This window comes from Wolinella succinogenes DSM 1740, from assembly GCF_000196135.1.
Lineage (GTDB): Bacteria > Campylobacterota > Campylobacteria > Campylobacterales > Helicobacteraceae > Wolinella > Wolinella succinogenes.
In genome coordinates this window covers 1,677,411-1,702,754 of sequence record NC_005090.1, presented here as the reverse complement: position 1 = coordinate 1,702,754, position 25,344 = coordinate 1,677,411, and the positions used below count along the sequence as shown (strand labels likewise).

Here is a 25,344-nt window from a genome sequence, read left to right as displayed (position 1 = left end):
AGATTAGTTTCGTTTGAGTGAGTTGACGGTCTGCAGCATCGAATCGGCGGTCTGGATTGACTTGGAGTTGGCCTCATAGGCTCTCTGCCCCGTGATGAGATCGGTCATCTCCTCCACTAACTTGACATTGCTTAACTCCACAAACCCTTGGCGCAATTGCCCAAAACCATTCAGTCCTGGGGTATCCACGATGGGATCGCCTGAGGCGTTGGTGTTGAGATAGAGATTATCTCCTAGGGAGTGAAGACCTGCGGGGTTAATGAAAGTGGCAATTTCAATTTGACCGATGGTGTTCACTTCGGTCTGATTGCCTTGGAGGACGGAGACGGTTCCATCCACGCCGATATTGATCTGGGTGGCATCTTCGGGGATGGTGATTTCAGGGATGAGGCGATAACCATCAGAGTTCACAATATTGCCCTCATCATCAGGTTTGAAAGCGCCATTTCGTGTGTAGGCGGTGGTGCCATCGGGAAGCTGAATCTGAAAGAATCCATTCCCTGTGATGGCAATATCGAGGTTGTTGCCCGTCTCTTTGAAGTTTCCTTGAGAGAATATCTTGGTGATGGCGGTGGGTCGCACGCCTAGACCCACTTCAATCCCTGTAGGGGAGAGGGTGGTCTCAGAGGTGCTAGAACCCGCATACTCCATCACTTGATAGAAGAGATCAGCAAACTCAGCGCGCTGTTTTTTGTAGCCGATAGTGTTAACGTTGGCGATGTTGTTGGAGGTGACATCAATTTGGAGTTGCTGTCCCATCATCCCTGTGGTGGCGGTATAGAGTGCTCGCATCATGGTTTAGTCCTTTTAGGCTTTGACGGCCAGTTTGGTGATGGCTTCGGTGTTGAGATCATCCATGTGGGTCTTCATGACTTTGGAGTACATATCGACCAAGCGGTTGGTTTCAATCAGTCCCGTCATCTCCCAGACGGCATTGACATTGCTCTTTTCTAGATAGCCCTGAACGAGTGCACCGCTGTTAGTGGCTAGGTTTCGCTCTCCCATGCGCTCTTGGGGGTATTCATAGAGATTTTTACCTGTTTTTTCGAGGTATTTAGGATTCTCAAAGGAGGCGATGGCGATATTTCCCAAAGGAATAATGTCGCCTAGCTCGTCGTTATTGAGCGTTCTTGAGTAGAGATTCCCATTGCGATCCGCCTCGATGACTACACCATCGGGAATATCGATATATTGGCGACTTTGGACAAATTCTCTAGGAAGCACGGCAAAGCCCTCCTTGGTCACCAATCTCCCCTCGCTATTTAGCGTGAAAGAGCCATCGCGGGTGTATCGAATCCCCTCGGGCGTCTCAATCATGAAATAGGCGTTTTCGCTTTGGAGTGCAAAATCAAATCGATTCTCGCTAGGGGTGATTCCTCCGATGCTTCGATCGGTGTACTCTTCTACGATGGAAGGGACTCGATCCATGGCTCGATTGAGAAATTTGGCCGCCTCTCTCGTCTGATCCTCTAGAGGGAGGGGCTCTTTTTGCTGTTCATAGAGTCGAAGAAAGTCCCCAATCACCACATCATCACGCTTAAAACCTGTGGTATTTGCGTTGGCTAGGTTGTTAGAAATCATATCCAGTCGGTGAAATTGTGTGACAATCCCGCCTGTGGAGCTGTAGTATCCGCTTTGCATCTCCGTCCTTGTCGTGCGCTAGATTTTCAAGCAGAGTGAAGCAAGGAGCGTTCCTTTTTGGGAGACTCCTTTTTGAGGCTGAATTTCGATAGAATGGCGAATCATTTTTTTAGCAAGGAATCTCATTTTGCAAGAGACTCTCACCTCCTTAAGTACCTATGGGTACCTCTTCCTCTTCCTCTACTCCCTGGGGGGAGGCTTTGTGGGGTTAGTGGCGGCTAGTGTGCTCGCGTATGCAGGCAAGATGGACCTTGGCGTCTCAATGCTCGTGGCAGGAATCGCCAATTTTCTTGGAGATATAGGGCTTTTTTATCTCGCTCGTTACCAAAAGGGTGAGGTGATGCGTTATTTGGTGAAGCAGCGCCGAAAGCTCGCCCTCGCCCATCTTTGGATGAAGCGCTATGGCAACGCGGTAATTTTCATTCAAAAGTATATCTATGGAATCAAGACCCTCGTTCCCTTGGCGATTGGCTTCACGAAGTATAATGACTGGAAGTTTGGAATCTACAATTTCTTTGCCTCTTTGGTCTGGGCGGTGGTGATTGGTCTAGGGGGTTATTTCTCAGGAGAGCTTTTTATGGAGCTCTTTGAGATCCTCTCGCTTCGCCCCTATCTCGCCCCTATCTTGGTGGCGATTCTTTTAGGGGGGTTGTGGCTGTGGATGGGAAGTGTCTCCAAAAAAGGCTCTAAGCGATAGAGTAGCCTAGGGCGCGGATGTTTTGGATGAATTCTTCGTCAAAGAGTTTTTTAAGACGGCTCACCTCCGCGCGAATGGTGGCGTTATCCACGAATCCTTCGGTGTAGATTCTCTCCCTAAAGAGGTCAAAATCGACCACTTTTCCTTGATTCTCGCAGAGGAGCTTGAGAATCTCTCGCTGACGAGGGGTGAGATTTTTAGGATGCTCCCCTTCGTATAAAGTGGCGGTGGCGAGGTCAAAGGCATAGTGTCCGCCTAGAGCGATGAGCCTAGGGGCGGAGGTCTTTTGGGGGAGATTTTGGAGGCGGAGGGCGAGCTCTTTGAGGTGAAAGGGCTTTTTGATGTAGTCGATGCACCCTAGCTCAAATCCCTTGGAGATATCCTCAATCTCTACGCGAGCGGTCATGAAGATAAGCGGCGTGAGAATGCGTCTTGAAGAGAGCTCTTTGGCGACCTCAAAGCCGCTTTTTTGGGGCGTGCTCACATCAAACAAAAAGAGATCAAAGGGCTGGGAGAGTCCAAGAGCGAGCGCCTTCTCTCCCCCCTCGCATTCTTTCACCTCATGGCCTAGGGTCTCTAGATACTCCCTTAGGCTCTCTCTTAACATCCTCTCATCTTCCAATAGCAAAATCTTCACCTTTTCACTCTCCTATCCTAGAGGCGCCTTTGGTTTGGCGTGTCGTTTCGTTAGTCTGGATCGTTTTCTCTACGGTCTTGTCCTCCAGAGGGCGAGAGACAAAGAAGCTGGTGAGAGGGGTGGTGCTATAGGGGTGAAAATGGAGATAGAGAGGAAACTTGCCTGCCTCATCACCATGAGTGATATCCACGCGTTTGCGCTCTCCTTCGTTCAAAACGAACTCGAGATTTTGTGAGGCACCACTAAGAGAGCCGATTCCGCCCGAGGGGTTGGGCTTGGTGGTGGAGGTGAAGTGATCCATCTCTAAGGGGGGAGAGGCGTGCTTGGGGTTTTGATACCAGTAGGCGCTATTGACACTTGGCTTAGAGAGGCCAAAACTAGCACAATCGCTTCCCCTGCAATAGACCTCATAATAGACTTTGGCAGGCTCTTTGGCGGTATTGGTGGAATCGATGGGGTTGATTCGACCAAAGAAGAGCTTCATGGGGGTGCTCACCTCTCCCTCTCCTTGGGTGGTGCCATCACTGGCGCTTAGCTTGAGTGTTTGCGTGGCGCTAGAGAGGAAGAAAGGGCTTTTGGGTTTTTTGCGATTAATGGTGGTGAAGGTGAAGGGATGGGTGATGCTCTGCTCTCCCTTGGTGAAGCCTGACTGGGGAGCGATGAGGTCGGGCAAGGTGGCGCCATCAAAGGGGGCGGTTGTAGCGCTGGTGCGCACATTCACATTTTCTTTTTCTTCGTCTCTGGTTTCTGTGATAGCGGGATTGAGGGTGTGTTTCACCGTGACCTCTTTGGCGTAGCATTGGGCACTGTAGTTTTCGGTGGTTTTGCCCTCGGCATTTTGGGCGGTGAGGGTGTAGTCGAGCTTGAGGGCCTTATCCCATGGGGCATCAAAGTAGGAAAAATCGCCAAACTCTGAGGTGAGGGCGAGGGACTCTAGGGAAAATTGAGAGGGGACAACCCCTAGGGGAAAAACTTCAGAGGGGGTGATGTAGCGCGTCTCCTCTGGCGTATCTAGAGCGTCATTGATTCCCCATTCACTCCCTGTGACCTCGGAGACTTGGAGGTTGATGCGTCCTATCTCATCGTAGGTGATGGCGTCAGAGGTGAAGACTCCATCGACAAAATGGCCCGTGATTTTGAGATTCCCCTTTTTGCACTCGCTCTTCTCTTCGTTAAAGGTGAGCTTGGGGGAGAGGGAGAGGCTTAGCGCTTGATTGTAGCCTGCGGTAGGGTTGCCTAGGGTATCTAGGGCTTTGATGGTGAGCGTGAAAGGCTCGCCCGCTTTGGGGGTGGTGGGAGTTGTCCCTGCGATTTCAAATCGATGGGGGCGCAGGGCAAAGTTGTTCGAGGTGGCGATGGTTCCATCGCTTAGCGTGATTTGGAATCGCAAATCTTGATAGGCTCGAGCCGTCATGGAGAAGGCAGGAATTTCATAGCGTTGGTTGATGGTTCTATCGCTAGTGATGAGGGATCTAACCAGAACAGGGGTGCTTGGATTGGAGTAGTCATAGAGCTCTACTTTTTTGACCACTCCCGTGGCGAGAGTCGCTCCGCTGCTATCCGTGGCATAGAGAAGGTCAAAGGCGAGATTGTCTCCCGAAATTTTAGTCGAGAGGCTTCCTCCGTTGGTACTCCAGCCCGCCCCGCGTTCTACGATTCTCGCTTTGCCCAGGGGTGAGACGGTGATGATGGAGGAGGTGATGTTGCGGTTGGAGCACTTCCCAATGGCAATCTCGCTGTGCTCCACTACATTGTAGGGATCGCTCTCATCGCGATAGGAGACCTTGTATTCATTGGTGAGATTTCCATCTTGTTGAACTTTAAAGCGATAGTAAAAAGCTTCCTCTTGCTCATGACCAATCGTCCCCCCTCCTGAAGCGCTCGCTCCTGTGCCTAGGTTGATACGGAGCTTTTGCTCGTTACCCTTATCGCTATAGGTGACCACATCATCTCCGCCTGCATCGGTTTTAGGAACGTAGATTCCAGTGCTATTGCGCACCTGAGTGCTCTCTTTGTCATACTCCAAAGAGGTGTTGAAAAACTTGGCAATAGAGACCCCTTTGGCGGGCTCGTAGTTCATGTTGGAGATGGTGACATTGATATCAAGTGTGTCGCCAATAACAATACTGGTGGGCTCTATGCCATTTTTGGTGAGATTCTCTTCGTAGCAGACATCAGGCACATAGAGATCCGTGGAGAAGGCAAAGAGTCCTGGGAAATAGGTATCTTGGGTGGAACCAAGGGTGATGCCCACGCTAGATTGGCTATTGTTGATGATATTTTGACCGCTAGAGCCTACATCAAAATCATGGATATCGATTCCGAAGTTGTTTTGGCAGTTGGGGTTTTTGGCGGTGAAGTAGTTGCTTCCTTCGGTGATGGAAGCGTCAAAAGCGTTATTGGTCACCCCATTGATATTTTTAAGACGAGTGCCTCCCAGCTGGATGTAATCCCCTGTGATGTCTACATCGCCTTCTCCTGTAAAAGTAAGGAAGCTGGACTTCACGGTACCTTTGGTGGGGGTGAGGAATCCTGAGAGGGTGTAGCTTTTGTTATTTCCGCTGCTAACAATATCGTATCCATCAAAGAGGGTGATATTTTTGAAGGTTTCGGAGTTGTTGCGATAGACCACCACGATCGCCCATGCGCCAAAGCTTCCTAGCTGGTTGATTGTCCCTTGAGTGGTGGAGAGGTCAGCGACGGTATAGACTCCCGATTCTTTGACATAGCTGGTGACATCGGCTACCCCTTGATAGGAGTAGTAGTAGCCAGAGTAGTTCTGCTCCGCCCAATTGAATTTGGATGTTTGGCTGGTGATCTCCACATAGCTTGTTTGCGTGGGAGTTTTGAGCTTGACGCTTTGAGCTTCTGCTTTGTTTCCTGCGGAGAGAATCCCCTGCCAATAGAGATAGGCTTTGACGATTTCAGAATTTGAGGTGAGCGTGAGGGTGCTACTCGAAGAGCTAAAAGTGGACGAATCAGAATCGATATCCCAATACCTGAGGGTAACTTCAGCATTATTGGTGTTGTTAGTGGGGCAGATGGTGGAATTACTGTTTTTTTGTCCTAAAATCGTGTTGCCAATGATCTTGATTCCTCCATTGAGGCTGGTTTGATAGGCTCTAGTGAAGGCGCGGAGGTTGCTACCTGAGAAATTGTTGGTGCACCCTGGAATCTCGGCACTGGTGGTGGCGGATTGGATGTAGTGAATGGTGCCATTAAGCATGATGCTTCCCGCGGTCAAAGCCCCATAGACTACCCCTTGGCTATTGACTGTGGCGCTTCCATTGGAGTAGAGAATCGCAGGGATGGAATCGTTGATGGCGATGGAGTTGCGCGCTAGAATCACCACTTTGTCATAAGTGTTGTTTCCATTGATTTTGGCGCCACTATTGTAGTTGAAACTATCAACAATAAGGGTGAGAGAGCCCGAGTTGATATTGATGGTGCCATTGAGGGTGAGGGTGGAGGCATAAATCGTCACATTGCCGTTGATATTAAGGACTCCTCCATTGTTGAGTGAGAAGGATTGGGCGGTGCCTAAAAGATTTTTGGAATTGAGATAGATGTTGCCATTAAGATTGAGAGTGCCATTGATAGTAAAGCTACTGCGAGTGGTGTTAAAGCTGAGGGTGTCATTTTGGCCTGAGTTGAGAGTGTAGCCAATGAGTGAACCAAAAATGGGAGCATTGGGAATTGTCATCAAAGGAGCATGAGAATTGACCACGCAAGTGGCTGCACCCCCTTGGCAGATTGTGGAGACTCCAGAGAGTGAGCCCACATTGATGACATTGCTGTTGTCCTCAGTGTTATAGAGTTTGGCGCCCGAGTTGGCGGTGAGATTATAGGTGGTCACCCCTACGGCATTGCTAAAGACGGCGGAACATTGGGGATCAGCGGCTAGCAGGGGAAGGGTCAAGGCGAGCCAGCCCCAAAACGCTAGAATTTTTCTCATCTCTCCTCCTCTAATGTGAAACGATAAGCAAAGCTAGTGCCGCTCTCTATCTGGGAATCGACCTCAATACTCACGCCATTTTTCTCGGCAATCTCTTGGATGATACTAAGCCCTAGGCCAAACCCTCCCTTGGCTTCATCTTCGCGGTAGTAGCGCTCAAAAAGTCTGGAGGGATTCTGGATGGGGCGACCTTGGTTGATAATTCTTAAAATAGCATAGTTTCCTTCTTTTTTTAATAAAACTTTTATAACACTTGATTCGTGGCTATATTTGAGGGCGTTGCTGAGGGTGTTGTCACAGAGCCGCTCTAGTTCTAAAGGGCTAAAAGAGATGAAGATTCCCCCCCTCTAGCTCTAGAGAAAAAGTGAGCCGATTCCCCTCGGCAATCTCACGGAAGTAGTCCACTCTAGCACGGATGAATTCGCACAGATCCACGCGCTCCTTCACGAAACTCTCTCGTTCTTTCTTGATGAGATAGCTGAGGTCAGAGTAGATGTTGTGCAGGCTTTTGGCAGCGGCTTCGATTTTGTGCAGGTGGGGATTGTCACCGATTTTTAGCTCCAAAAGGTCAGTGTTGGCGTAGATGACGCTCAAAGGGGTGTAGATATCGTGAATGGCGTTTTTGAGGAATCGATCCTGAGAGAGCACCATCTCTTTGAGCTCTTGGTTGCGCTTTTTTAGGCTCTCTGTCTTCTCTTGCACGCGACCTTCTAACTCTTCATTGAGCTCTTGGAGGGTCGCGATGAGCGTGTTGGCCTCACGCGCTAGGGCTTTGGTCTCTAAAAATCGCACCTCTTTGGGGTTGATGCGCGCTTTTTGGGTGAGCGCCTTTTGGAAGAGACGGAGGAATTTGACCAGCTCATCTTGAAGACGGTAGGTGATGAATCGTAACAAAATCCAAACCCCAAAGAGTAGAAGCGCCCCCATCACAAAGCTATTGAGCAAGAATCGCAAGGTCTCTTCTTTGCCCTGCTCGGAGAGAGAAGGATATTCGCTAAGTGCGATGAGTAGGAGAAGCAGTGAGAGGAGCAGGGCGGCTAGAAGGATGATTTTGGTGTGGAGATCGTGCAGACTTCGCCCATTGAAAAATTTCATGAATCGATAAGGAATCATTTTTGCTTCCTTTAGTCTATAAATCAAAGGAGAAGTGAAAGATGATAGCACAGATCGACACTATCTTTAGGCATCTAGAAGAGCACTTAGCGAGAATCAGCCTTCGGTTTTTGTGAGACTTTGAAGGAGCTTGCGAGCTAACTTCAAGGCTTTGGCGCGATGGGAAATCGCGTTTTTCTCTGACTCTTCCATCTCCCCTAGCGTCCTATTCTCCCCTTGAGGGATGAACATCGGATCGTATCCAAAGCCCCTCTCACCCCTAGGGGCAATGATCGCTTCGCCATGCATCCATCCATGAACGGTATAGATTCTTCCCTCTAAAATCATTGCCATGGCGGCGGTGTAGTGAGCGGGAGTCCTCTCCGCTCCTCTTTTTTGAATCTCTTCGATCAGTTTTTGAAGGTTGCGTTTGGAGCTGAGGGGTTCTCCCGCGTATCTGGCGCTGTAGATTCCGGGCTCTCCATGAAGCAGTGGCACGGAGATCCCGCTGTCATCGCTGAGGATGAGGTAGCGCGCTCTATCTTGAGCCGAGAGTCTCTCATGAATCGCCTTGGCCTTGATGATGGCGTTTGCTTGGAAGCTCTCTCCATCTTCGATAATCTCAAAGGGTTCCATGATTTCATGGTAACCCATCACTTCGTGATCGCTAAAAATCTGCGCGATCTCTTGGAGTTTGTCACGGTTTCCTGTGGCGATGAGGATTTTCAAATTCAGCTCCTTGCATGAAGCGTTGGGTTACAATTCGGGCTTTGAGAACAAAACCCTTTTAGAGGACTCGAATCTTAACTCAAACGAGGTTTATGGATGATTAAGCAGGTGCTCCCCCTAAGCGGAATCCTGGCCCTTCGATTTTTTGGACTTTTTATTGTCATGCCTGTGCTCTCTCTCTATGCGTTAGAGATGGAGGGGGCGACGCCGATTTTGATGGGAATCGCCATCGGAGGTTACGCGCTCACGCAGGTGCTCCTGCAGATTCCTTTTGGATTGGTGAGTGACCGTATCGGACGGAAGAAGACGATCTTTTTTGGTCTATTGGTCTTTGTTCTTGGCTCGGTGGTCTGTGCAATGGCGGAGAGTATCGAGATGCTCATTGTGGGGCGATTCCTCCAAGGAGCAGGGGCGATTGGGGGCGTGGTGAGCGCCATGATTGCGGATTTGGTCAAGGAGGAGCGGCGCACCAAGGCCATGGCTGTGATGGGGGCGACTATCTCCATGAGCTTCACCGCCGCGATGATTTTAGGGCCGATCATTGGCAGCTCCTTTGGCGTGGATAAGCTCTTTTGGCTCACCGCCCTCTTGGCAAGTTTGGCGATTTTGGTGCTCTTTATCAATGTCCCTGAGGCGCCCTTGGTGAGCTACTCCTTTGAGGCAGAGGAGAGCCGCTGGCAAGAGGTGTTGCACGATAAGAATCTTCAACTGATGAATCTCACCAACTTCCTCCAAAAAGCCTTCATGACGCTTGCTTTTTTGATCATCCCTTTGGCTTTGGTCAAGGGGATGCATTTTGAGCACCAAGATTTATGGAAGGTCTATATTCCCGCCGCCATTCTTGGGGTACTCTCCATGGCACCCGCGGCGATTTTGGCCGAGAAAAAGGGCTACTTTAAAGGGGTGTTACTTTTTGGAATCGTGATGTTTGCGCTCTCTTACACCTGTATGGTGAGCCGCGAGCCTTGGCTCTTTATCCTTGGCGTGATGCTCTTTTTTATCGGTTTTTCGGCGCACGAGCCCATTATGCAGAGCTTGGCTAGCAAATACGCCAAAGCTCATCAAAAAGGGGCGGCCCTTGGGGTTTTTACCTCTTTTGGTTATCTCGGCTCTTTTTTTGGCGGGCTTTTGGGCGGGCACTTTTACCAGTGGTTTGGGATTTTCTCCATCGCCTGTTTTGTGGGAAGTGTTTCGATCATTTGGCTGATTCTCATCTTTCGGATGAAGAATCCTGCCCATCAAAAGAATCTCTACCTCTCACTCCTAGAGTATCCAAGGGAGCGATTTTCGCGTCTTTTGGAGATGGAAGGGGTGCTAGAGTGGTATGTGAATGAGAATGAGAGAGTGGCGATTGTGAAGTATGACCAAAGTAGCGTGAGCGGCGAGACGATTTTAGAGAGAATGAAGTAGGGCTTCATGGTAGAGATCAGCAAGAGAATTATCAGCACTTTTGGCAAGACCAACGCCCATTTTAAGCTTATCACCGAGAATGACCGTGTTCTTGTGGGACTTAGCGGAGGGAAAGATTCGCTCCTTTTGGCGACCCTATTAGCGCGGCTTGCGCGTCATGCTCCTTTTAAGTTTGAATTCAAAGCGCTCACGGTGGATTATGGAATCGGGGAGGATTTCAGCTATCTTCAAAACTACTGCGCCGAGAATGGGATCCCTCATGAGGTTTTTAAGACCAACATTATGGAGGTGATGCAGGAGAAGCGGCGCGAGAATAGCTCTTATTGCAGCTTCTGCTCTCGCCTAAGGCGCGGCGCGCTCTACTCCAAGGCGCTAGAGGGGGGCTATAACAAGCTTGCTTTGGGGCACCATCTCGATGATGCGGCGGAGAGCTTTTTTATGAATTTCTCTTACAATGGCGCGATTCGCTCCATGCCGCCTATTTATCGTGCTTACAATGGGCTTTGGGTGATTCGTCCGCTCATTTGGCTAAGGGAGCGGCAAATGGTCGATTTTGTGCTCAAAAACAACCTCCAAACGCCTCTTTGTAACTGCCCCGCCCAGCATGATAAGCCTCCCTTTGCCAGAGAGCAGACCAAGAAGATGCTCCAGAAGATGGAACAGGAGAATCCTGACTTTTTCGTCTCGCTCAAGAGCGCCTTTGAGCGCGTCCATGCGGAGAGCTTCATGGATGAGCGATTCTTGGAGCGCTAGAATGGAATACTCTTATCTAGCCTTTTTGGCCCTTGTGGGCTTGCTCTTTTATAAGGTCTACGCAATTTTCCGTTAAGATTCAAGAATCTCCCCGAGCTCTTCCTCGTTCACGCATCTCACGCCTAGCTCTCTGGCCTTCTCTAGCTTGCTCCCCGCACTCTCTCCATAGAGGAGAAAGTCACTCTTTTTGGAGACACTAGAGACCACCTTGGCTCCTAGCGAGGTGAGAAGCTCCACAAAGTGCTCTCTGGGGGCGGAGAGAGTGCCTGTGATGACAAAGCTTTTGCCCGCTATAGGGGAATCTTGAGGCGTGAGTTGTATGGGGGCAAGCGGCTCTATGAGCCCTAGGAGATGCTCTATTCGCTCATGATTGACACGGCAAAACTCCAGGAGTGATTGCGCCATCTCCTCTCCAAAACCCTCTAGGCCGATAATGGCCTCGTGGTTTTGGAGGTGGAAGGCTAGCCCAAAAGCATGAGAGAGTTTCTTAGCCGCACCCTCGCCAATATGCTCGATTCCTAGGGCGTTGATGAATCGCCATAGGTCGCAACCCCTAACCCCTTGGATAGCATCAAGCAGGTTTTGCGCCTTTTTCTCTTTAAACCCCTCTAGGGATAGGAGCGATTCTTTAGTGAGGGAGAAGAGATCTTCAAACTCTTTGATTAGCCCTGCTTCAAAAAGTTGTTCAATGATCTTCTCTCCTAAGCCATCTATATTGAGTGCCTTTTTGCTGGCAAAATGGATGAGAGAGTTTTTGATTCTAGCGGGACAGCTGAGGTTTTGGCACTTGATGAGCACCTCTTCAACCAGCAGCTCACTCCCGCATTCGGGGCAGTGGGTGGGGCGAGAGAGAGGCTTCTCCTCGCCACTTCGCAAATGGGCGAAGGGCTGGATGATCTTAGGGATCACATCTCCGCTGCGAATAAGGCTCACCCAGTCCCCCTCGCGAACATCAAGGCGCTTGATCTCATCAAAATTATGGAGAGTGGCGCGAGAGATCATCGCCCCTTCGATCTCCACGGGCTCTAGATTGGCCACGGGCGTCACCACGCCACTTCGCCCCACTTGGAGCGTGATGCTAAGAAGCCTAGCCTTTTTCTCTATGGCGGGGAATTTGTAGGCGCAGGCAAAGCGTGGGGCTTTGATGGTGTAGCCAAGCTCTCTTTGGTAGGCGATCTCATCGACCCTCACCACCATCCCATCTAGCATCACAGGGTGGGTGCTGCGTTCGCTCACTAGGAGTGCATAGACTCTCTCAATCTCGTGAATATTATGGCAGCGAGTGCGCTCAGGTGAGCGGATGAATCCATACGATTCTAGGCTCTTCATGATCTCAAAAAAACTCCCCGTCTTAAAAGGATGCGCCCCCACCCCCCAAGGGATGAATCGAAGTTTGCGCTTGGCTGTGATGGCGGGATCGAGCTGGCGCAGACTGCCTGCTGCGGCATTTCTTGGATTGGCAAAAGGGGATTCGTTTTCCCTGAGACGCTCTTCTTGGAGCTTCTCAAAATCCTCTTTAGGAATCACCACCTCTCCGCGAATTTCAATGCGCTCTAAAAGGGGAATAGAGAGAGGGATGGAGGGAATCGTGCGGGCGTTTTGAGTTACATCTTCGCCAATAAGCCCATCACCCCTTGTGGCGGCACGTACCAGCCTCCCCTCTTCATAAAGAAGGTTGAGGCTCGCCCCATCAAACTTGGGGTCGCAGACAAAAGTGGCATGCGGGAATTGCTTGTAGAGGCGCTCCGCCCAAGATTTGAGCTCACCAAAATCAAAAACATCCTCCAAGCTCCACATTCGCTCCAAGTGAGAGGCCTTTTGAAATCCCTCCAAAGGGGCTCCTCCGATTCTTTGAGTGGGGGAGGCGGGGTGGATGCGCTCTGGGTTTTGGCGCTCAAAAGCGAGCGCTTCGTGATAGAGTTGGTCATACTCCTCATCAGTGGCAAGGGGTGCATCCAGCACATAGTAGGCGTGTGCCCACGCATTGAGACGCTCTATGGCTTGGGAATATTGGTCGGGGTTCATGAAGATTCTCTTTGGGTTTTTTGGAGAGGATTATAGCTTAGCCTCGCTTGCAAACTTTTGGGTATAATCCAAAATGGCTACACATCCACCACGATGAAAAGGTTTTTATGATGATAAATATTGATCAGACCACCTCGCTTCACCTCAATAATGAGGTTCAATTTTTCTGTTTTGAGCTAGAGCCTGAGGGACAGATCTATGCGACCAATGTCTTTAAAGTGCGCGAGATCATTCAATATTCAGAATCGCTCTCGCAAACAGAAGGCTCTAATAATGGCGTGATGATGGGCTTTATGAGCGTGAGGGGCGAGACAATCCCTCTGCTTGATCTAAGGCGATGGATTTTTGCAGCGTATGATTCTCCTTGGAGTGAGCTTCGAGAGTTCTCCACGCCTGGAGAGAAGATCATCGTGGCGGTTTGTGATTTTTCTGATTTTGTGGTCGGTGTCAGAATCTATGGGGCGAAAAAAATCATCAGTCGGAAATGGGATGAGGTGACGCAGGCCACCGAACAGGGGATTGCCCATGGAAAGGTGACAGCCACCGTGCGCTACGAAGATGGTCGAATCGTCCAAATTGTCGATATTGAGCGGATGCTCGTGGATGTTTTCCCTCATCTGGAGAGCCAAAAAGAGGATGAGCTGAAAAACATAAAAAGCATCAAGGCGGATAAAATGGTGCTTTTGGCTGAGGATTCTCCGAGTGCAATGAAGATGATGCAGAAGATTTTGGATCAGTTGGGCGTGGTGCATCACGATTTTGGGAATGGCAAATTGCTCCTTGATTACCTCTTTAGCTCCCCAAGCGTGATCGAGGAGGTGGGCGTGGTGATCACTGATTTGGAAATGCCTGAAGTTTCGGGTTTTGAAGTGATCAAGCGAATGAAAGCGGACGCCCTTGCAAGGGAGATTCCTATCATTGTCAACTCTTCCATGAGTGGCGATTCGAATAAAAATATGGCCACCAAACTCAATGCGGATGGGTTTGTTTCTAAATCCAATCCACGCGAGATCGAGCAAGCCTTAAGGGAGTACCTCTCTTAAAGGACTTTTACGCCCATTTGCGGCGCAAGAAAGAGATCCAAACGAGGCTTAGAATCGACAAAACAACGGTCGCGCCAAGATAGGGAACCATCGAGTAGGTGAGGGCGGAGAAGAGCGGGAAGGGTGCCCAAGAGAGCCCAAACCAGCCGATGCTCTCAAAAAGGGCCTCCATGATTTTTTGCTGGATGATCGGAAATATCCCTAGGGTGAGGATGACTCCTGCCACAATAGCACCCACAAAGCTCTGCGGTTCGGAGACCTGAAACTCTTTGGCTCTGATCTGCTCTAGTGCGATTCTTGCCTGATGGAAAAGTAGCCACCATGCCATCGCATATCCGAGCAACACGAGCGCACCGATGATGAAGAGATTTTCATAGACGAGCGATTCTAGGAGCATGATTTTGAGGCTGAAACCAAAAAAGGGCGGGATTCCAAGGAGGCTAAAGACTCCAATAAAAGAGGAGAGCGAGAAGTTTCGCCGCCCTTTGGAGGTGGGTTCGTGGCTTTTATACCAAAGATGGTGGGGGCAGAGCCAGACGATATAAAGCAGCGTGAGCGAGAGCGTGTGGTTGAGCGTGAGCAAAAAGAATCCGCTAAAGGAGTAGCAAGAGAGCGAGGAGAGCGAGACGATTAGATAGCCTCCCTCTGCGATAGAGAGCGAGGGCAAGAATCCAACGCCTCCGCGTTCCTTGAGGGTTTTGTAGTAGCCAAAAAGCACCGTGCCTACACCCACGAGCGCCAAAAAATATTGGTAGAGTTGGCGGACTTTATCGGAGGCGTCAAAGTGATCAAAGACAAAATAGAAGCTAAAGAGAAAAAGCCCATAGAGGGGAATCTTGGAGAGGGCGACAGCGAGGAAGAGCGAGAGTGCCCTAGGAGCGTCTTGGAGAATCCTAGAGTAGGATTCAAGCACGGGAAGCGCTCCCATGCGCACCAAAAAGGCACTGGAGAAGAGTAGAAGCAAAAGGATTTGGGTCTCTTCGCTGAGGGTTTTGAGAATCGACTCATTCCCTGAAAAGAGAAAACTGCCCGTGTGAGAGTAGAGGATGAGTGAGCCCAGCAAGAGGGCATGAGTCGAGATTTGAGTGGCGATCAGGTAGCGCAAAAGACCGCGGCGATTCTCGCTTTTGCTGAGCATGAGGAGGAAGTAGCTACTCCAGTTGATAATCTCCCAGCCTGCAATAAAGCTAATGAAATCGCCCGAAAAGATGATGATGAGCACGCCGCCTAGAAGGGTGTGAAAGAGGGGGTGGAATCGAGAGAGGAATCGCTCGCTTAGCTCTTGACGATAGACAAGAATCGTTACAATCGGTGCAGCTAGGGTGATCAAGATTCCAAAAAAGGCGGCGATTCCATCGATTCGAAAGCTGAAAGAGAGTGTGATGATTTTAGAAAGATCATAGTGGTAGAGGAACTCACTTCCTTCATTAAGGAGAGTAAGAAGGATCAGAAAAGGGGCAAAGGAGAAGATGATGGAGATGAGATCTCTTGAGCGCCCCAAAATAGAGAGCGAGATGAGAGCTAGTGCGGCAAAAAAGAGAAGAAAGAGCAGCTGAACATTCATTGGAACGCCCTTATTCCGATGGGGATGAGGATTTTGCCATTCATGAACTCCTCCACGCCACTGCTCACAATAAAAAAGAGGCTTGAAGGGAAAACTCCAAGATAGATCACTAGCGCCCCAAGAATCATGATAGAGGCGTACATGAGGTTGGGGACAATGGTGTGCTTGATGAGCTTGCTGGGGCGATTGGAGTAGAAGGTGCGAATGATGCGGAAATAGAGTAGGGCCTCCCCTAGCGAGGCGAGAAAGATAAAGAGAATCGGGGTGAAAAGCTGATAGTCGGCAAAGCCTTTGAGGATGAGCAGTTTGCTAAAGAATCCCGAAAAAGGCGGAAATCCCATGAGCGACATCGCCCCAAGCGTGAAAAAGAAGGAACTAATGGGCATAGCGATGGAGCAGCCGCGCAAGAGCCCCGTGTCATCACCCTTGTATTGTCTAGCAATATAGCCCACAGAGAGGTACATGAGACTGATGGCGAGCGAGTGGTTGATGAGATGGAAGAAGATGCCCTCATTGACTTGATGGAGATTATAGCCAATCCCCATGATGATGAGGCCGATTTGTGACATGGAGGAGTAGGCGAGCACGCGCTTGATGGAGAGCTCGCGCAGGGCATGGAAATTGGCAAAAACCATGCTAATCCCTCCTACAAGAATCATCGCCTCTTGGAGCAGAGGGGAGAGCTTGAAAAATATGGCTAGGAGCTGGATGAGCGCGATGAAGTAGGCTTTGGTGGTGACGGCTGAGAAAAAGGCAACATTTTGAGGTTCGCTCTCTTTATAGAGGTTGACAATCCAAACATTGAGGGGAAATATCTCTGCTTTCACAAAGAAAGAGAGAAGAAAAAGCCCCATCGCCATGTAGAGTGAGAATCGATCCATGTTTTTGAGATTCGCCCCAAACTCATACATATCCCCGCTCCCTAGCGTCTGATAGATCGTGAAAACTCCAAGAATCAAAAAGGAGGAGGAGAGAAAGTTGGAGAAGAGATAGATTTTACGCGCGGCTTCTGTGCCAAGATTGCTCTTGATGAGCCAGTAGATAGAGGTGTTGGTGAAGAGGTAGAAAAAGAGGAGATTTCCAAAGTTGCTAGAGAGCAACATCCCAAAGCTTCCCGCCAAAGCCAGCAAGAAAGAGATAGAGCGACGCAAATCTTCGCTAGGCGCACTCAAGGCTTCATAAGAGAGTCCATAGAGCGAAATGACAAAGGAGACAAAGGAGAAAAAAGTGATGAACATCAGCTCGAAGAATCCCATGGTGAGGGTCACTTCAAAGAAGGAGAAAAAGTTGATATTTTGGATAATGACCCCGCTCTCTTGTATGCTCTCCAAAAAAGGAAGGGGCATGAGGCACAAGAGCAGACAAAAAAGCGCGACCACAAAACGGAGCTCGACGATCTTCATCAGAGCAAAGAGGGGCATAAGAAGGGCAAATAGGGCGGGGATGAAGATAAGGAATATGGGTGTCATCCATTCACCCCCCAAGGGAGGAGGGGAGAAGTTACTTGCCGCAGCAGCAAGAGCCTTCGCCTCCATAAGCTTTGATCGCCTTCTCTAGGAGTGCGGCCGCTTCGTCTTTATCTTTGAACTCTTTGACGCGCACCCACTTGTTGGGCTCTAGCATCTTGTAGGTTTCAAAGAAGTTTTTGATCTTATCCAGTGTGATTTTAGGGAGGTCTTGATAGGTTTGGATTCCCTCGTATCGTGGGTCGATCTTCGTCACAGGCACGGCTAGAAGCTTCTCGTCCATTCCCGCCTCATCTTCCATCACGAGCACTCCAATGAGTCGGCATTTAATCACGCTTCCCGCTTGCAAGGGATATTCGTTGAGCACCAAAATATCGGCAGGATCGCCATCATCAGCTAGCGTGTTGGGCACAAAGCCATAGTTAGCAGGATAGAACATGGCGCTATACATCACGCGGTCTACGACCACCGCGCCACTCTCTTTATCGATCTCATATTTGATGTTGGAGCCATAGGGGATCTCAATCACCGCGTTGAGTTTGTCGGGATTCTCGCCATAGCAGATTTTTTCGATATTCATTGAAAGTTCCTTTCGTTTAGAGGGTTTGATAGGTTAGATTTCGCTCTTGAAGGTAGCTTGTGAGATTGGCATAAGATTCTTGAAGAATCTCCAGCCTCTCGCATCTCATGCTAAAGACCAGCCGCAAATCCATCGAAGGAAGCGAGCTTGCTTCGATCTCTTGAGGGAGGCTTTGCATGAAGGCGATGATACGCTCCTCAGGGGCTTGGATCTCCACACTGATGGCATGGACGGTCTCATAGCGGTCAAAGAAGCTCGTGATCGCCTCCAGCACCATGGCTTGTGCCATAGAGGGAAATCCGGGCATGAAAAAATAGCGATTCTCTAGCCCAAAGCCGGGAATTTGATTGATGGGATTGGCTAGGGGTTTGGCACCCAAGGGCACATAGGCCATTTGGATGCGGTTAGGGTAGGCCTCTTCTCCAAAGCGCTCAAGGATGATTCTCTTGGCGCTTGGTTCAAAGGCGCTCTCCCCTTGGGTGAAGACTAAAGCCGCCATCTCTCGCGTGAGGTCATCGGGCGTGGCGCCAATTCCGCCAAAGCAGAACATCGCCGCCCTCTCATCCCTTTTGATCAGCTCAAAGCACTCCTTGATAAGCTTGGGGTCATCTTTGAGGAGAAAGCTAGCCACATGGGAGAATCCACGCTCCACCAAGCGAGCGTTTAAAAACTCAAAATGGCTATCTTTGCGCCTTCCATTGAGGAGTTCGGTGCCGATGATCACAGAGTAGAAGCGGTCAATCTTCATAGTCGGCTCTTGATGAATCCTTCCATTTCGCTCACGATCTCCTCGATAGTTCGTTCGCCATTGATCTTGTGCAAGATGCCTTTGGCTGTGTAGAACGCTTGGATAGGCTTGAGGGGGGCGAGATAGACGCTCATGCGATTCCTGAAGACTTCGGCGTTGTCATCGGCTCCTCTGGCTCTCCCTAGCACGCGATCGCAGGCGACTTGCTCGCTCACCTCGACCTCGATCACATTGGTGAGCTCAACATCGCTCTCCTCTTTTAGAATCTTATCGAGTGCCTCCATCTGCTCGGTGCTTCGGGGGTAGCCATCAATAAGGACGACATTTTTGGGAGCGTTTTTGATGGCGCTCACGATGGTTTCGACCACGATCTCTAGGGGAACAAGATTGCCTTTGCTGGTGAAGCCTTCGATGATCTTGCCGCGTTCGCTACCGCTGGCTACTTCGGCGCGGAGAAGTTCGCCCGTGGAGTAGTGATTGATAGAATCGGGATTGTTTTTGGCGATGATTTCTGCGTCTGTGGTCTTTCCGCTACCAGGGGCGCCGATGATGAGGAAGAGTTTTTTCATGTTTTTCGTCCTTTTTAGTGGGTTTGGGTTTTCTCTTTGATACGAATGTGAAGCTCTTTGAGCTGCTCAGAGCTCACGGGGCTTGGGGCGCTCGTGAGAGGGCAAGTGGCCTTTTGTGTCTTGGGGAAAGCGATAACATCACGGATGCTTGGGGATTGGGTGAGCAGCATGATGAGCCGATCAAAGCCAATCGCAAAGCCGCCATGGGGAGGCGCACCAAATTTGAGTGCCTCAAGAAGAAAGTCAAATTTCTCTTGGGCCTCTTCTGGGGCGATACCTAGGAGGTCAAAGACGCGCTTTTGGATCGCTTCTTGGTGAATACGGATGCTTCCTCCACCAAGCTCTACGCCATTGAGCACGACATCATAGGCAATAGAGCTGATCTCTTCGACATCCTCGCAGTCAAGATTCTTGGGCATGGTGAAGGGGTGGTGAAGGGCTTTGACCTTGCCTTCATCTTTTTCAAACATGGGGAAGTTCACCACCCAAAGGAAGCAGAGCTGATTGGGATCGATGAGTCCCATCTGCTTGGCGACCTCAAGGCGCAATCGTCCCATGTAGTCCCAAACGCTCTTCTTCTCGCCCGCACCAAAGAAGATGATATCTCCCACTTCGGGGTTTAGGCGCTCTAGGAGGAGAGAGAGGGAACGCTCACTCATGAATTTCACTAAGGGACCTTTGAGTCCCTCCTCTTTGACTTGGATATAGGCAAGACCTGCCGCGCCAAATTTCTTGACAAACTCCTCCAAGACTCCCAAGGTTTTACGAGTGAAGAAGAGGTCTCCGCCCTTGACTTTGAGGGCTTTGAAGCGATTCTTTTTAGAATCTTGGGCGATTTTGGCAAAAATCTCGTTGTTTGAATCGCCAAAAAGATCGATCACTTCCACTAGCGGCATCTCAAAGCGGAGGTCGGGTTTGTCCGAGCCATACTCTTCCATGGCTCTGTCATAGGTTAGGTGAGGGAAGTGCTCAGGGATGGTGTGTCCGCAAGCGCTAAAAATATCGCCCAAAAGCTTCTCGGCGACTCCCATCACATCTTCTTGGTCGCAGAAGCTCATCTCCACATCAATCTGGGTGAATTCAGGCTGCCTATCTGCACGCAAATCTTCGTCTCGGAAACATTTGGCGATCTGAAAATAGCGATCAAAGCCTGAGATCATGAGAAGCTGCTTGAAGAGTTGGGGGGATTGGGGCAGGGCAAAAAACTCTCCGGGGTGGACTCGACTAGGCACGAGATAGTCGCGCGCGCCCTCTGGGGTGGCTTTGGTGAGGATAGGGGTCTCCACCTCTAAAAATCCCATGCCATCCAAAGAGTTTCGCGCGGCGATCGCGGCTTTGCTTCGGAGCCTGAAGGTGTCATAGGCCTTGGGATTGCGCAAATCGAGGAATCGATACTTAAGACGCAGATCCTCACCCACACTCTCATCACCGATGGTGATAGGGGGCGTGAGGCTTCTGTTTTCGATGATGAGCTCCTCTAAGATCACCTCAATTTTGCCCGTGGCAAGCTTGGGGTTTTCTAATCCAGTGCCTCTAGCGCGCACTTTGCCTTTGGCGATGAGGACGAATTCGTCTCGGACGACTCTAGCGTTTTCATGGGCTTTGGGACTATCGTCTGGATCGGAGACGAGCTGTATGATGCCGCTTTTATCTCGAAGGTCGATGAAGATGACGCCGCCATGATCGCGGTAGGTGTTGCACCACCCACATAGAATCACCTCTTCGCCGATATTCCCCTCTCCTAATTGTGTGCACAGATGGGTTCTCAAAACATACACTCCTGTTGCTTATGCAGAAAATAATAGACGATTCTAACATAGTGGAGCTGTGGGAAGGTTAAGGAAGGGGGAGGATTAAAAAAGGAGGAGAGATAACAAACCCCCGCGGGAAAACCCGCAAAGGTCTGAAGGAGATGAGAGGGGATTCTTAGAACTTATAAAGAGCTTGAAGTCGAGCTCTATTTCGTTTCTCGTCTTCTTCTCCAGGTGTGTTAGTATCTGTTTTGAGCATTGCATAGTAACCAGAAAGGTTAAGATTTTTGCTGTATTGATAGTTGAACCCAGGAGTAAGCTCAGTAAACTCTCGTTTATCATTTGCTACGCCAGGACTTTTGAATTTCGCTTCTCCGTCCACATACTCAATGTTTAGTCTCAAATTGTCAAGGACTTTGTATCCAAGATCAACATAGACCACGGTCAACTCATCTTCTTCATCTTTTCCTGGGAGGGCTTTAGAGCCAAGAGGAAGGGCGCTAATGGAGACACCAGTAGCGTTATTTTGCCACCAGAGTTTACCCGCTTTGCTGAATTTACCTTCATCATCTAGGGAGACGCTGTAGCCATCGTTTCCAGAGCCGATGTAGCCGAGTTTAAAGTCAACAGGCTTGTAGTCTACTGTTGCTTCAATGGTGTATAGAGAGTTTTTCTTGGCCAATTCATCTCCAGCTCCAAGATAATTCTTGCCATAGAGACCATTGTCGCCATTATCAAGTGCAGCATAAGCATACTGACCCTTGATGCCAAACATGCTGTATTTATAAGCAAGTTCTACGAAGAAGAGATTTTTAACGACATCTTCGATAGCGAATGCCCATGCTTGAGCAGTGAAATCACCATAGTTAGCCAAAGCAGCGAGAGTGTAAAGCCCTTTAGTGACTGATCTCTCATTGCCTATGTAGCCCTTCATAAGGTCATTGATGGCAAAGGTATCAAAAGCACCTGCAGCGAAGGTCCAATTGGGGATATCGCTGTTGAGAGCAAGAATACCTGTTCCTCTATCTTCATCGCCTGCGTTGGTTACAGGAGTGTTGAGGAGCTGTTTACCGATCATGACGGTTGTTTTGGTGCTATCTGGAGTGTAGGTTGCATAGAAGGTGCTCACACCGAAGTTGCCATCCTCGCCCGCACCAAGACCTGTTCCGAAGAACTGCTCTGTTCCTTGACCGGGTGTTGTTCCACTTCCCCTGTTAGTGGTTGCTTGATCGTTGTGGTAGAGGATTCCCAAGTTGAAAGCGACATTGTTCACTACGGGGGTTTTGAAGTCCGCTTTCACTTTGTATTGATGAGTCGCACTCGTTTCAGATGCATCTTTCACATTGTTTCTGTCGCTGTATCGATCATCATTGTATCGATATCGGAGGTATCCGCTTACATCTACGCCTTTGATGGCTTCTTCGAGGGGCTGTGCGAAGCTCGCTGTAGAGAGCGCGCCAAGCGCTACTGCAGCAGCTAGACTGATTTTTGCTAGTTTCATTCATTCTCCTTTTGTGTTGGGTGAAGTTCAATCAACGCATCGATTATATACAAAAAGGAATGAGAATGCAATACGAGGGGCGAAATTAGGGGAGGGGAGGGGCGAAAGGTTACGGTTTGGTTAACTCTTTTGGAGGAAACCTCCAAAAGAGTGGGTTAAGAGAGGCTTAAAACTTGTAAAGCGCCTCAAATCGAAGTTCATTTTGCTTGGCATCAGCGTAGCCAGGATTGTTTTTTAGGCTATCGTTTTTCACTTTAAGCATTGCATAATAGGAAGAGAGGGTGAGATTTTTGCTATATTGGTAGGTCACGGTAGGGGTGATCTCTTGGAATTTGACTTTGTCAGAGCCAGCCGCATCGGTGATTTTGTTTTCACCCTTGACATACTCTAGGCCTAGAGCCAATGTATCGGTCACATCCACATCCACAGCGCCATAGAACACCTCTAACTCTCTTTTTTCGCCCGCAACAGGAGCTTCGGAGACGGGGCTATAGTTCACGCCTGTGATGCTTAGGTCGTTCCAAATTTTGCCCCCCATGCTGTAGGTGCCTTGGTTGTCAAAAGAGACTTTGTAGCCATCTTTGTCAGAGCCGATATAGCCCACTCTTGCACTCACAGGAGCGAAGCTCACGCCTGCTTCGAGTGTGTAGAGGGCGTTTTTGTTGGGTAGAGCATTGCCAGCTCCTAGGTAGTTTTTACCAAAGAGACCGCTGTCGCCATTTTCAAGATCGCTGTAGGCATACTGACCCTTGATGCTGAAGAAGTCATATTTGTAGGATAGCTCGGTGAAGATCAAGCTTTTGAGCGCGTCTGTTACATTGAAATACCAAACCTGAGCATTGAAATCACCATAGTTGGCTAGAGCGGCTACAGAATATAGACCCTTGGTGACAGAAGTTGTTCCGGGTGCATTCACATCATCGAGTGCCCATGTATCAAGGGCTACACCCGCGAATGTCCAGTGGGGCAGGTCGCTATTAAGAGCGATAATCCCTGTGCCTCGGTCATCTAGAGCGTCAGTCACGGGAGTGTCAAGTCTCATTTTACCCACATTGATCACGGTGTTGGTGCTAGAGGGGGTGATGGTCGCGTAGAAAGTGGCCACGCCAAACTTGCCATCCTCACCCGCACCAAGACCTGTTCCAAAGAACTGCTCTGTTCCTTGACCGGGTTCTGTTCCGCTTCCCTTGTTAGTGTTGTTGCTATTGTTATAGACAATACCAAGGTTAAAGGCTACATTGTTCACCACTGGGGTTTTGAAGTCAGCGTTGACTCTCCATGCGTGCTTAGCGTCAGTGTTGTTATCGCCACTGGCATGGCTAGCGTTTTTGAATCGATCATCGGTGTATCGGTATCGAAGCATACCGCTGACATCCACACCTTTGATCGCCTCTTCGAGGGGTTGGGCGAAGCTCGCTGTAGAGAGCGCGCCGAGTGCTACTGCAGCCGCGAGGCTGATTTTTGCTAGTTTCATCTCATCTCCTTTTGTGTTGAATGAAAAGGCGGTAATTATAATGTAATTTTTTCGTAGAGAAGATTAAAGGAGAAAAGTTTTTGATTAAAAAGTGAGCAATCGCTTCTCACTCTTTAAAGAGTGAGGCGAGTGAGCTGATATCTTTTTTCTCTTCTTTGGGGGTTTGGGTGAGTGAAGCGGTAGGGATACCCAAGACCCCGCCCTGCTCGATGAGCTCGATTTCATAGCCTGTGAGCATGGAGGCGAGGCGAATATTGATGCCGTTTTTGCCAATGGCTTTAGGCTTTTGCTCGCTAGGGAGGGTGACGATGGCTTTGGTGCCATCGATCTTGACGCTAGAGATGAGCGCAGGAGAAAGGGAGCGCGCGACAAACATTTCAGGGATGGGCGAATACTCGATACAGTCAATGTTTTCATTTTTGAGCTCTTTGCCCACGGCGTTGATTCGCACTCCTTTGACCCCCACGGTCGCGCCCACTGCATCGATCTTGGGGCTAGAGGAGCTGATGGCGACTTTGGCTCGCTCGCCTGGGATTCGAGCGCATTTTTCGATCGTCACATCTCCATCTTTGATCTCGGGTACTTCAAGGCGGAGCAGCTCTTCAAGGAGTTTGGGGGTGGTGCGGGAGAGCTCGATCTGGATGCCATTTTTGCGATCAATGGAGACATGCTTGAGAATCGCCCCCACGACATTACCGACTTTGAAACTCTCTCCTTTGATTCGATTTTTCTTGGGCAAGAAGGCGCGAATCTCATCAATTTCGACAAAGGTATTCCCCTCATCATCCACCCTCACCACGCTTCCTGAGACTATCTTCCCTACTTGGGATTTGTATTTTTCAAAAAGCTGGGTCTCAATGAGTCTTTGGATGTGGAATTCAAGCTCTTTGTAGAGGGTGTTCACGGCGCTTCGGCTCATATTTTCTAGGCTTAACTCATATCTTAGTTCATCACCCACTTCGACCTCTTCATCCATCTCCTTGGCTTCGGTGATAGAGATATGGTTGTCAGGATCGCTAGATAGACGCTCATCACCTGGGGGGCAGACGAGAATCTTCTGATAGAGTTTGAGGGTCTTGTTCTTCTTGTCGATCTCTACATCATAGGCGATATGCTCATCTAGACTCTTTTTGGCGGTGATGATGATGGCTTCTTTGACGGCGCCCGCGACGCTATCGATCTTGAGACCCTTCTCGTAAGCGATGAGTTCGATGATGTCTAAGATTTTTTCCAAAGTTGTGATTCCTTCATGTGATATTTGGGGGTGATTTTTTCGGTGTAGTCTATAATTATATAATAAGATTACTTTGTACGGGCTTTATTTGACTCTCAGGGAAAACTCGCTTAGAGTTTAAGCCAAAAGCCGATAAAATCCATCCATTTTTAGTCTTGAAAAGAGAGGAAGGCACAACACGCATGGATATTAAACTAGCACGCACCGAAATAGAGGGAAAGCCCACGAAGATTTCGGTAGAGAAGCTTGAAGAGAGGTTGGAAGCCAAAGGCCAGAAGATCTTCTATTTTGACAAAGACAACTCTCACAAAGACATGATGAATCTCATCGACTATTTCGAGTCCAAAGGGCGTAGCGTCTATTTTCGAGAGATTCGCTATGGGCTAGATGAGAGCGACTATATGTATGAGGTGCACATCATCTAAAACGCTTCTGGAGCTGGCTGTTTGAGGCGGTCTCGCCGACCCCGCCTCTA

General features: G+C 49.4%; 22 protein-coding genes. 5 read left to right on the top strand and 17 right to left on the bottom strand.

Translation table 11 applies throughout. From position 1 onward, the window contains the following. Positions 1 to 3: 3 nt before the first annotated feature. Together flgG and WS_RS08460 are read right to left on the bottom strand one after the other, a co-directional pair. Positions 4 to 795, bottom strand: a complete 792-nt coding sequence (flgG, locus tag WS_RS08465; protein ID WP_011139602.1) for a flagellar basal-body rod protein FlgG — start codon at positions 793 to 795, stop codon at positions 4 to 6. Between the two features lie 12 nt (positions 796 to 807). Beyond that, a complete protein-coding gene (locus tag WS_RS08460) occupies positions 808 to 1,641 on the bottom strand; it encodes a flagellar hook-basal body protein (RefSeq protein ID WP_011139601.1) in 834 nt (277 codons plus the stop codon). A gap of 127 nt (positions 1,642 to 1,768) precedes the next feature. On the opposite strand from WS_RS08460, the gene WS_RS08455 reads away from it, so the two are divergent. Beyond that, on the top strand, positions 1,769 to 2,338 hold the full coding sequence (locus WS_RS08455) for a DedA family protein (RefSeq protein WP_011139600.1): 570 nt from the start codon (positions 1,769 to 1,771) through the stop codon (positions 2,336 to 2,338). Here the strand turns inward: WS_RS08455 and WS_RS08450 are convergent. From WS_RS08450 to rdgB, 5 genes are all read right to left on the bottom strand, one after another. Continuing rightward, positions 2,328 to 2,975, bottom strand: coding sequence for a response regulator transcription factor (locus tag WS_RS08450; protein ID WP_011139599.1), 648 nt, complete (start codon positions 2,973 to 2,975; stop codon positions 2,328 to 2,330). The two genes, WS_RS08455 and WS_RS08450, sit on opposite strands and share 11 nt — an antisense overlap. 4 nt (positions 2,976 to 2,979) lie before the next feature. Beyond that, a complete protein-coding gene (locus tag WS_RS08445) occupies positions 2,980 to 6,930 on the bottom strand; it encodes a hypothetical protein (protein WP_011139598.1) in 3,951 nt (1,316 codons plus the stop codon). After that, entirely contained in the window at positions 6,927 to 7,262 is a 336-nt protein-coding gene (locus WS_RS11300) for an ATP-binding protein (RefSeq protein WP_408646040.1), read from the bottom strand. The genes WS_RS08445 and WS_RS11300 overlap by 4 nt, the downstream gene beginning before the upstream one ends. Further along, on the bottom strand, positions 7,252 to 8,043 hold the full coding sequence (locus WS_RS08440; RefSeq protein ID WP_011139597.1) for a sensor histidine kinase: 792 nt from the start codon (positions 8,041 to 8,043) through the stop codon (positions 7,252 to 7,254). The genes WS_RS11300 and WS_RS08440 overlap by 11 nt, the downstream gene beginning before the upstream one ends. Before the next feature lie 96 nt (positions 8,044 to 8,139). Continuing rightward, positions 8,140 to 8,751, bottom strand: a complete 612-nt coding sequence (gene rdgB, locus WS_RS08435) for an RdgB/HAM1 family non-canonical purine NTP pyrophosphatase (protein WP_011139596.1) — start codon at positions 8,749 to 8,751, stop codon at positions 8,140 to 8,142. A 96-nt stretch (positions 8,752 to 8,847) separates the two neighbouring features. Between rdgB and WS_RS08430 the strand changes: the two genes are divergently transcribed. After that, positions 8,848 to 10,161: an MFS transporter gene (locus WS_RS08430; RefSeq protein ID WP_011139595.1), complete on the top strand. Its 1,314-nt coding sequence runs from the start codon at positions 8,848 to 8,850 to the stop codon at positions 10,159 to 10,161. Positions 10,162 to 10,167: 6 nt separating this feature from the next. Continuing rightward, positions 10,168 to 10,914, top strand: a complete 747-nt coding sequence (locus WS_RS08425) for a tRNA 2-thiocytidine biosynthesis TtcA family protein (RefSeq protein WP_011139594.1) — start codon at positions 10,168 to 10,170, stop codon at positions 10,912 to 10,914. Positions 10,915 to 10,986: 72 nt separating this feature from the next. Here the strand turns inward: WS_RS08425 and ligA are convergent, their stop codons facing one another. Continuing rightward, a complete protein-coding gene (gene ligA, locus WS_RS08420; protein ID WP_011139593.1) occupies positions 10,987 to 12,939 on the bottom strand; it encodes an NAD-dependent DNA ligase LigA in 1,953 nt (650 codons plus the stop codon). A 107-nt stretch (positions 12,940 to 13,046) separates the two neighbouring features. On the opposite strand from ligA, the gene WS_RS08415 reads away from it, so the two are divergent. Beyond that, positions 13,047 to 13,982 (top strand): chemotaxis protein, encoded by a 936-nt coding sequence (locus WS_RS08415; RefSeq protein ID WP_041571884.1) that lies wholly within the window; start codon positions 13,047 to 13,049, stop codon positions 13,980 to 13,982. Between the two features lie 7 nt (positions 13,983 to 13,989). Here WS_RS08415 and WS_RS08410 read toward each other — a convergent pair whose 3' ends face one another. The 9 genes from WS_RS08410 to nusA form a co-directional block, all read right to left on the bottom strand. Beyond that, a complete protein-coding gene (locus WS_RS08410; RefSeq protein ID WP_011139591.1) occupies positions 13,990 to 15,546 on the bottom strand; it encodes a proton-conducting transporter transmembrane domain-containing protein in 1,557 nt (518 codons plus the stop codon). After that, complete coding sequence (locus WS_RS08405; RefSeq protein WP_011139590.1) at positions 15,543 to 17,081, bottom strand: complex I subunit 5 family protein; 1,539 nt, start codon at positions 17,079 to 17,081, stop codon at positions 15,543 to 15,545. Before WS_RS08405 ends, WS_RS08410 begins: the two co-directional genes overlap by 4 nt. Continuing rightward, positions 17,047 to 17,592 carry an inorganic diphosphatase gene (ppa, locus tag WS_RS08400; protein WP_011139589.1) on the bottom strand — a complete coding sequence of 182 codons (546 nt, stop codon included), beginning with the start codon at positions 17,590 to 17,592 and terminating at the stop codon, positions 17,047 to 17,049. The genes WS_RS08405 and ppa overlap by 35 nt, the downstream gene beginning before the upstream one ends. Positions 17,593 to 17,608: 16 nt before the next feature. After that, entirely contained in the window at positions 17,609 to 18,340 is a 732-nt protein-coding gene (locus WS_RS08395; RefSeq protein WP_011139588.1) for a competence/damage-inducible protein A, read from the bottom strand. Then, positions 18,337 to 18,909, bottom strand: a complete 573-nt coding sequence (locus WS_RS08390; RefSeq protein ID WP_011139587.1) for an adenylate kinase — start codon at positions 18,907 to 18,909, stop codon at positions 18,337 to 18,339. The genes WS_RS08395 and WS_RS08390 overlap by 4 nt, the downstream gene beginning before the upstream one ends. Positions 18,910 to 18,923: 14 nt before the next feature. Further along, positions 18,924 to 20,678 carry an aspartate--tRNA ligase gene (gene aspS / locus WS_RS08385; RefSeq protein WP_041571883.1) on the bottom strand — a complete coding sequence of 585 codons (1,755 nt, stop codon included), beginning with the start codon at positions 20,676 to 20,678 and terminating at the stop codon, positions 18,924 to 18,926. 157 nt (positions 20,679 to 20,835) lie between these two features. Next, a complete protein-coding gene (locus WS_RS08380; RefSeq protein ID WP_011139585.1) occupies positions 20,836 to 22,161 on the bottom strand; it encodes a major outer membrane protein in 1,326 nt (441 codons plus the stop codon). Between the two features lie 166 nt (positions 22,162 to 22,327). Then, the gene (locus WS_RS08375) at positions 22,328 to 23,635 is read right to left on the bottom strand and encodes a major outer membrane protein (RefSeq protein ID WP_011139584.1); all 1,308 of its coding nucleotides are present in this window, start codon (positions 23,633 to 23,635) and stop codon (positions 22,328 to 22,330) included. 106 nt (positions 23,636 to 23,741) lie between these two features. Next, the gene (nusA, locus tag WS_RS08370) at positions 23,742 to 24,869 is read right to left on the bottom strand and encodes a transcription termination factor NusA (protein WP_011139583.1); all 1,128 of its coding nucleotides are present in this window, start codon (positions 24,867 to 24,869) and stop codon (positions 23,742 to 23,744) included. A 182-nt stretch (positions 24,870 to 25,051) separates the two neighbouring features. Between nusA and WS_RS08365 the strand changes: the two genes are divergently transcribed. After that, entirely contained in the window at positions 25,052 to 25,294 is a 243-nt protein-coding gene (locus tag WS_RS08365) for an HP0268 family nuclease (RefSeq protein WP_011139582.1), read from the top strand. Positions 25,295 to 25,344 lie beyond the last annotated feature (50 nt).

Coding starts and splice junctions, on each gene's coding strand:
- WS_RS08430 (WP_011139595.1), top strand. CDS start 8,848: ATGATTAAGCAGGTGCTCCCCCTAAGCGGAATCCTGGCCCTTCGATTT.
- WS_RS08405 (WP_011139590.1), bottom strand. CDS start 17,081: ATGGAGGCGAAGGCTCTTGCTGCTGCGGCAAGTAACTTCTCCCCTCCT.
- WS_RS08460 (WP_011139601.1), bottom strand. CDS start 1,641: ATGCAAAGCGGATACTACAGCTCCACAGGCGGGATTGTCACACAATTT.
- WS_RS08395 (WP_011139588.1), bottom strand. CDS start 18,340: ATGAAGATTGACCGCTTCTACTCTGTGATCATCGGCACCGAACTCCTC.
- WS_RS08425 (WP_011139594.1), top strand. CDS start 10,168: ATGGTAGAGATCAGCAAGAGAATTATCAGCACTTTTGGCAAGACCAAC.
- WS_RS08365 (WP_011139582.1), top strand. CDS start 25,052: ATGGATATTAAACTAGCACGCACCGAAATAGAGGGAAAGCCCACGAAG.
- WS_RS08380 (WP_011139585.1), bottom strand. CDS start 22,161: ATGAAACTAGCAAAAATCAGTCTAGCTGCTGCAGTAGCGCTTGGCGCG.
- WS_RS08440 (WP_011139597.1), bottom strand. CDS start 8,043: ATGATTCCTTATCGATTCATGAAATTTTTCAATGGGCGAAGTCTGCAC.
- WS_RS08415 (WP_041571884.1), top strand. CDS start 13,047: ATGATGATAAATATTGATCAGACCACCTCGCTTCACCTCAATAATGAG.
- flgG (WP_011139602.1), bottom strand. CDS start 795: ATGATGCGAGCACTCTATACCGCCACCACAGGGATGATGGGACAGCAA.
- ppa (WP_011139589.1), bottom strand. CDS start 17,592: ATGAATATCGAAAAAATCTGCTATGGCGAGAATCCCGACAAACTCAAC.
- WS_RS08390 (WP_011139587.1), bottom strand. CDS start 18,909: ATGAAAAAACTCTTCCTCATCATCGGCGCCCCTGGTAGCGGAAAGACC.
- WS_RS08410 (WP_011139591.1), bottom strand. CDS start 15,546: ATGAATGTTCAGCTGCTCTTTCTTCTCTTTTTTGCCGCACTAGCTCTC.
- ligA (WP_011139593.1), bottom strand. CDS start 12,939: ATGAACCCCGACCAATATTCCCAAGCCATAGAGCGTCTCAATGCGTGG.
- WS_RS08445 (WP_011139598.1), bottom strand. CDS start 6,930: ATGAGAAAAATTCTAGCGTTTTGGGGCTGGCTCGCCTTGACCCTTCCC.
- WS_RS08375 (WP_011139584.1), bottom strand. CDS start 23,635: ATGAAACTAGCAAAAATCAGCCTCGCGGCTGCAGTAGCACTCGGCGCG.